5 protein-coding genes are annotated in these 6,044 nt (G+C 35.3%); all 5 read right to left on the reverse strand.

The genetic code is table 11. The annotated features are described in order from the left end of the window. Positions 1 to 79 precede the first annotated feature (79 nt). Positions 80 to 508: a hypothetical protein gene (locus M0Q51_16880; GenBank protein ID MCK9401646.1), complete on the reverse strand. Its 429-nt coding sequence runs from the start codon at positions 506 to 508 to the stop codon at positions 80 to 82. Positions 509 to 692: 184 nt separating this feature from the next. Continuing rightward, positions 693 to 1,397 (reverse strand): hypothetical protein, encoded by a 705-nt coding sequence (locus M0Q51_16885; protein ID MCK9401647.1) that lies wholly within the window; start codon positions 1,395 to 1,397, stop codon positions 693 to 695. Between the two features lie 100 nt (positions 1,398 to 1,497). Continuing rightward, positions 1,498 to 2,211 carry a hypothetical protein gene (locus tag M0Q51_16890; protein MCK9401648.1) on the reverse strand — a complete coding sequence of 238 codons (714 nt, stop codon included), beginning with the start codon at positions 2,209 to 2,211 and terminating at the stop codon, positions 1,498 to 1,500. Positions 2,212 to 2,321: 110 nt separating this feature from the next. Then, the gene (locus tag M0Q51_16895) at positions 2,322 to 2,798 is read right to left on the reverse strand and encodes a hypothetical protein (GenBank protein ID MCK9401649.1); all 477 of its coding nucleotides are present in this window, start codon (positions 2,796 to 2,798) and stop codon (positions 2,322 to 2,324) included. Between the two features lie 72 nt (positions 2,799 to 2,870). Beyond that, the gene (locus M0Q51_16900) at positions 2,871 to 5,870 is read right to left on the reverse strand and encodes an N-6 DNA methylase (GenBank protein ID MCK9401650.1); all 3,000 of its coding nucleotides are present in this window, start codon (positions 5,868 to 5,870) and stop codon (positions 2,871 to 2,873) included. Positions 5,871 to 6,044 lie beyond the last annotated feature (174 nt).

Raw genomic sequence — 6,044 nt, forward strand, 5'->3', positions numbered from 1 at the left:
GTTAATATCGAGAATAACTCTTCGAGTTATTTCCCGAAATTAACAGCAATATCAATACAAATAGAATTAATAAATTCAATTAAGAAAAGCAAAATCGTGGTCTAAAGAATGGGGAGTAGTAAACAAATAAGAGTATCAATATTATACCAAAAATGGTTAAAAAAATTGTCCAATAATTATACTTATCAAGAATTTTATTCCGTGATAATGCATTTTCCTGATTATAGGAGTCATTAATAATCTCATTGATAGTTAAATAATGTAACTTCTTTGCCATCAAATGAGATATCAAATTCAACACTATCGATGTAATTAAAGCTATCCATCCCGAAAATAAGAGTGCCTTATAATTTGCTTCATACAATGAGCCGGTCAGTTTTTCGACAAAGGCAAACGAGATACCGATCGCTCCGGCACTGATATAATTCAATTGTTTTTCAAATATTTCCTGACTCTTTAAAATCAGAATCTCTAACTCCTTTTTAAATGATTGAAGGCTTTCTTCCATGATTCCCAGGTTGTAAATTAAAAGAAAACTTGATTTTTCATTAAAATTATTTATCTTTTCAATGTTCTTTACTTTATGGCCTGGAATCTACAAAGGTCCTGACGCTGAAATGATAATCAGCGTCTTTTTTATTTAACCCAATCAGGCCTTTTTAAAATCTTCTTCTATCTTCTTCCTTTTGCTTTTATTTTTTAATTTTATTATTTTCTTTCAGCCATCTGAATAAATCGTTAGATAATTCAAGATAATTTTCACAACAATCTAAATCAGTCTGCTTTGTCCATTTTGTATCGAAATTATAAATTATCTGATACAGCCTTTTGTCAAGTTTAGCCAGTTTATACAAATACTTTCTATTATATTGTTCATGGCTTTCAATTATATCATTTTTCAAAGCAAAAAAATGTCCAATAAATTGACTAATCCACAGCTTTGACATGATATTTAAGCTTCTACAAGTTTTAATAATTAAATAGTCACGCCTTTTGAAAAAAAATCCATTGTTTTGAACAAAGTCTTTATCTTGAAATCCCAAGTTGTGAAAAATTGGATAAATTTTCTTATGACAGGAGACATTATATATATGGTCAAATAGCATTGCCCGATTAATTGACATTAATACATGAATATTAAATATTTCATAATAAATATGTTCTTTTGATGTCAATCCCTGATAGTCAAGGTATAGATGTAAAAGTTCATGTGTAAATGAGGCTATATTTAAATCATCTTTTGGAGTTCTAATAATTGGTTCATTATTGTCAATGCCCCATGAATTCATACTTGGATCAAGATACAATTCGATGTTATAAACACTTGATAATTCATCAAATAATTTTTGATTTTGATGATTTATGTATTTTTTTATATCAAGCTTTTGTTCTGTCATTTATAATTGCGGGTGACGGTTTGAGACTATACGTTATACGGAAATGCGTTTCATTGAAACACCTAAATCATATGAGCCTCTATCATTGCTAGTTTTTATTTCAACTCTCTTGCCCCCATGGATATATATCAATCCATTTTGATTCATCGCTTTTTGAGATAATAATAATTCTTTTGAAAATAGATTTTATCTCAGGAAAACGTTGAAAGTCCTGCTGTGTTGTATTATCAACTCGCGAGAATATATCATCTACTAGAATAAGCCATAGCTCTTTGTAATTATTCTTTAGTTTCTGAAGTTTCTGAGTCTTATCTTCAATGCATATTTTTAAGGCTTCATATCTTGCATCCTGCACAATACCTCCTTTATCTTTATCACTTATTGAACAAAGTCGATAAGTATCTTCAGCTCTTCCTTTACCTTTGTAAAGTTCATAAGATATCTGGGTGTTAAATAAAATTTCTTGTCCAAATAATTCATTCACTGTTGATGAAGAAATCGATTGCTTTAATGATTCAAATAAATCCTTAGATAACTTAATAGGTCTTTTATACCTTAAAGCTACAGCGATCGAATAAGGTAAGCTCGGGTTATCGAGTTCTTGTAATAGTTTTTCAAATCGATGAACAAATCCACACTCTATTTCTTCAATTGGCCTATTCTTTATATGTTTATTCATTCGCCTTACTTCAATAGCGATATTATTTTCAATCAAAAAATCTGGAGGAGTACTTATTCCATTTGGTTCAAATTCAATTGACTTATAACCCTGACTTTCGAGATATCTATATGCTAATTTTTCGTCTTGTTTCATTATTAAATTAGCCCTAACGTTAGTACTTATACAGTGCTTTTTGTTCAACATGATCGTGTTTTATTTTATATAGCTCCATCAAGAAAAACTGAAATTCTCATAATAACTTTTTATATTGTTAAGTGAAAAGTCGATTTTAAATATTGTGCCCAGAAATCGACTGCTTTCTGAATTTCATCTTCAAAATAAATCTTTGTTCCGTCATTCATCGCAATGTCCAGCGATGATATATCAAAGTCTCTGTTAAAGTCACTATTGAATGAACCTCTATGCAATGTTGTCTTTTTGACTCTTGGACGATGTCTTGTCAACAGGTAGTGTTTAGTTCCAATTGATAAGTCGTGCATGATTTGCAGCGATGGGCATTGATTTTTAATGTCCTGTTGATACAACTCAAGTTTCTCAAATTGAGCAGATAATTGATTATTAAATTCATTATAAGCCCATTCTGTTAGATGCCAGGCCGTCATTGCACAATTAAGTGCAATTCGTGATGAAGTTTTATTAGTAAGAAACTCGTTATAATCCTCGGTCAACTTTTTGAAAAATTCTGAAGTCGTTTTTATGTCAAAAGTTAAATCGTTCATATTTGCTAGTCTTATGAAATAGTTGTCAACTAATCCACAAAAGTACAATTCGGTCAATCTTATTTGTTCCCCTCATCCCCCCTCCACAATCCTGATCTCCTCCTCCGTCAACCCATATAAGCCGTAAACCAACTGATCGATCTCATTCTCAAGCGCTGAAGTGTCGGCATGAGGATCGGATTTTTTGGCGGCGAGGATTTGGTCGACAAGAGTTATCATAGACAGTTGATCGCTCATTGAAATACTTTTTATAGGAAATTTTCTTAAATCCTCAATAATTAATTTCGGAAACATTTGACGAACTGACTTTGCGGTATTTTTTATGAAATAGTAAGACATCAACTTACTATTCAATAAACCTAAGATATATTTTAAAGATATATTCGAAATCTCTTTATCAAGAACCGCAATATTGCTCATATTGAAAAGGTATATATCTTCTGAATAGGTTGCATTTATACACTGTGGAAACTTACTAGTAATCTCTCGGATGATAATCTTTCTGTTGTTAAAAATATCGAAGGTCCTTGGTGCTGCTAAATGGTCACCATAACGGAGATAGGTACCGGACCATTTTAAAAAATATCTTGAAACATCCTTTCCTTCTAGATATTCAAATGTACCACTATCCTGCTTGTATGTATAATCATAAATACGATTTATAACATCTTCTGGACTTTGCTTTGGCACACCCTTTCCAGACTCATATGCCTTTAGCCCAGCTTTTATTTTCACCAAATTATTTAAAGTTTCAGTATTTAACTTGAGTTTATTAATTATTACATCGCTTTCTTTATCAGAAAATACATTTAACTCATATCCTTCATTATTCCAGAAAAGTGATTGTACTTTAGTTTGATTTAGAATAAACTCCTGACCATCGTTCATGAAAATTTTAATTGAATTTTCTTCAGATTTATGCTTTTTACCAGAAAAAATAATTGTTTCAACATTAACACCTTCAAAGGTATAGCCCATCAAATTAATTATTTCTGACAGTGCGGTTTCATTTAAAATATATTCTCTAAGACTTTTAGCGGAACTCACCATTAACAATGAATTGGGAACAATTAATGCAAATTCACCATTTCTTCGCAGAATTGAAATACTTTTTTCAATAAATAGGAAGAATGAATTCACTTGATATTGGGTTGTTTTGAAATTTTCAACGAAATATTTCTTGATTGATGAATCAAAATTCTCTCTTGCAAAAACATAGGGAGGATTCTCTATGACAATATCAAACCCCACAAACTTCCCATCATTATCCAACACTTCGGGAAACTCAAACCGCCACTCGAAAGCATTTTCGTAAATCCTGTTGCTGCGAACTTCCTCCAAAGCGGACTCAATAGTTGATATTTCCGTTGTAAACTTCTTCACCTGCTTTTCCCAGGCGGCTTTCTGGGCTTTAGTCTTTTCGAAAAGGGTTGGTTGGGTTGTGAGATTGAAAAGCTCGCCTTTCAGCTTGTTCAACTTCAGCAAATGCTTGTCGTTGCGGGTTACTTCGGTTTCAAAATCACTTTTGATGTCGAGGATAAGTTTTTCCATGGCCCGCTTCTGCTCCTTGGTCTCTGCATTCCGGTAAGTCATTACTGCCAGGCGGTAGCTGTCCATGTTCCACTTGCTTTTGCGCAGCGCTTCGCCCAGGTCGGCATCAAGCGGGAACCGGCTGATGAGCGAATTGCCGCACTTGATGTTGATGTCGAGGTTGGGCAATGTCTCGAGGTGGTGGTTTGGCTGTGAATCACACGTGATGTAATATGCATTCTTTAAGAGTTCTATCCAAAGCCTGAGCCGGCAGATCATCACTGATTTGGGGTTGATATCCACGCCGAAAAGGCAGTTTTCGATGATGGTCTGCTTTTCATGGAATAAGGCTTCCTGTACACGTCGGCTCTCTTCGTTCCTGGGATTGTACCGGAAAAACCGGCCGTCATCATCGCTAATCACCAATTCATCATTTACCACCTCCACCTGGTAATCGCGTAATGTCTTACCCTGCCGGTCAAGGAGAATTTTTAACTCACTTTTTATCGCGATAATCTCGTTTAAAGCTGAAACCAGGAAATGCCCGGAACCCACTGCCGGATCACAAATCTTCAGGCTGTTGATCAGGCTGTTGGCTTCTTTTTTATCATCAATTTTATTATACAATTGCCCGAATTCTTCACAATTCCAGCCTTTTGCGTCGTTGAACTTCTGCATAACTGCCCTACGGATGGTCTCACGGCACATGTACATCGTGATAAAGCCCGGTGTGAAGAATGATCCATCTTTGTACCCGTTGATCTTCTCAAATATAAGGCCCAGCACGGAAGCGCTGATCAGGCTCTTGTTCTGCTCCTGGATTTCGGCCTTGCTGTCGCTGGAAAAATCGAATGAATCAAGGAATTCAAACAGATACTGAAGCGTATTCTTCCGGCCAGTGATCCGACGGCCATTGGTATCCTTTAGGACAGTGGAAGGATGAACGGAAAGGTCGAGTCGATCCTTCAATTCCGCGATGGTAATGGTTTTCCTTTCCAGTTCACTTTCTTCAAAAAGAGAACTGTTCAGGTAAGGCAGGTTGCCGAATTTCTCACTGACAGACTTTAGCCTTTCATGCTCGGGAATGGCCAAAACGTCAAAAAACAACTCATTGAGCTGATCAAAATCTTCGATAATTGAATTGTTCAGAAAAGCAAAACTTATATCACCCTGATGATACGCGATCAGTTGTCCTTCGAGCAATTTCAGGAAAAGGATACGGTTCAGCCAGGTAATGACCAGTTCAAGACCTGCGCTGAAGAGCCGCTCATCTTCGGTATCACCATATTTTTCAGGCTTTTCTATTGAATACAGACGGTTCCGGCTTCGCAGGACATTGATGGTATTCTCCAGGATTGACCCATCATCGCGTGCTCCGGCAGCCTTCCTTCCGATCAGTTTTTTACTCTTCTCCTTCGTTTCACCCAATCCGATAATGTGCAATAATTCCGTATAAAATTCCCTGTTCAGGGAATTGCTGTCGTTCACAAAATTTTTTGTCAGTAAATGCTCAGGAGAGAAAACCTTGTAGAGATCGAGCAAATTAATATCATCATCCGGAGAGTCATTGGTGATCCATACCTCATAATCTTGAGCCCCCTCCGAAAAGTCGGGGAGACGAATTTACAATATTTTAAAACATGTTTGTTTTCATAGTTATAAACAATTGAATGTCAATATCTTAATTTATTTTGTATGATTTTTCTTCTTATCTTT

This window comes from Bacteroidales bacterium (assembly GCA_023229505.1).
Classification (GTDB): domain Bacteria; phylum Bacteroidota; class Bacteroidia; order Bacteroidales; family JAGOPY01; genus JAGOPY01.